Below are 1,196 nucleotides of genomic sequence, written 5' to 3'. Positions count from 1 at the left end.
TTGACGTCGAACAGGTAACGACGGGACAAATCCCACTCGACACTCAGTCATAATTGCATGCTCTATGATCTCAAAGCCCAGTACCTGTTGCCGGGCTTTTTTTGTTATGTTTACTCACCAATATTATTTATTACAAACACTTAAACATGAAAACTTAACGTTTGTGCTTCGTGTTTAGCTTATTTCAATTCATCTTGTTCACCGCACAATTGCACAGCGTTTTATTTATTCGTATTATGTTTTCTTTTTGCTTGCACACATCTATGAATAAAACACAACTCATTAGCTGTTTGTTGGGACTTGGACTTTCTGCAAATCTCCTTGCTCAAGAATCTGAAAACATCGCTCAATACTTACAAGAACAAAGTCAACAACATTCACTAGAAGATCATTATGCTTCATCTGTTCCAGATGAACTCAACTTGGACGCGCAACGCTCAGAACTCAAATGGCGAGAGGAAGGCAAGCCAGATCATTGTTACCACACAAAAAATAACGCCGAGGTCACAACAGACTTTGACTACGGTGAGGCCAACGATCTTTCGGATGGCTTACATCATATTGATTTACCGCCTGTGCATACACGTAATAACAAATCATCTCATCGTGTTTACGCAAACAATCCTCACTTACTGCCTGGCAACCAACAGTTTGCCGCACCTTCCGAAGGCCCTTTTGGCTTCTCGGTTTCTTCTGACTGCTTATGAAAATGAGCCAACAAAAAAGCCCTGAAGAAAACTTCAGGGCTTTTTAGCATTACCGACAGATCGAAACATCAATCGGAATATATGCCATTATTCTTCGTCAGCTTCAGCTTCGCGTGCTTTACGAGCTTCTTCTTTGCGAACTTTTGCCGCAAGTTGCTCTGCTTCACGTTCTTGACGCTGTACAGCTTTACGCTCATTACGAACAACTTGGTTTTCAATGAAGCCCGCAAGTTCTTGTTCAGCCCAAGCTTGTGCTTTTTCTTCGCTGTCAAACCCAGTTTCACGTTTTGAAACCATTGTTTTGCGAGACGTTACTTGACGAGTGATTTCTGCGCTCCAACCGTTACGTTTTTCAGTGACGCGGATAGCAAATTTTGGATTTTTAGACATCTATTTCAGTTCCTAAGGGATTAATCAGGGATTCGGTCAACTTGATAACTCCATCTAAGCTGAGCTGTTTAACACCATCCCTTGGTAAGCGCGGTATTA

2 protein-coding genes are annotated in these 1,196 nt (G+C 41.8%); one reads left to right on the top strand and one right to left on the bottom strand.

All coding sequences use genetic code 11. The features are described 5' to 3' along the window. The first annotated feature begins 263 nt into the window (after window positions 1–263). Entirely contained in the window at window positions 264–707 is a 444-nt protein-coding gene (locus R8269_RS25230; protein ID WP_318222910.1) for a DNA-directed RNA polymerase subunit beta, read from the top strand. An 87-nt stretch (window positions 708–794) separates the two neighbouring features. Here R8269_RS25230 and R8269_RS25225 read toward each other — a convergent pair whose 3' ends face one another. Further along, on the bottom strand, window positions 795–1,097 hold the full coding sequence (locus tag R8269_RS25225) for a DUF3622 domain-containing protein (protein WP_005455950.1): 303 nt from the start codon (window positions 1,095–1,097) through the stop codon (window positions 795–797). Between the last annotated feature and the right edge of the window lie 99 nt (window positions 1,098–1,196).

This window comes from Vibrio sp. Vb0667 (assembly GCF_033391095.1).
The sequence above is the reverse complement of the archived record's forward strand: the minus strand, read 5'-3'. Positions and strand labels throughout refer to the sequence as shown.

Bases quoted from the DNA above. Each gene is read 5' to 3' on its own strand.
- R8269_RS25230 (WP_318222910.1), top strand. From the start codon at position 264: ATGAATAAAACACAACTCATTAGCTGTTTGTTGGGACTTGGACTTTCT.
- R8269_RS25225 (WP_005455950.1), bottom strand. From the start codon at position 1,097: ATGTCTAAAAATCCAAAATTTGCTATCCGCGTCACTGAAAAACGTAAC.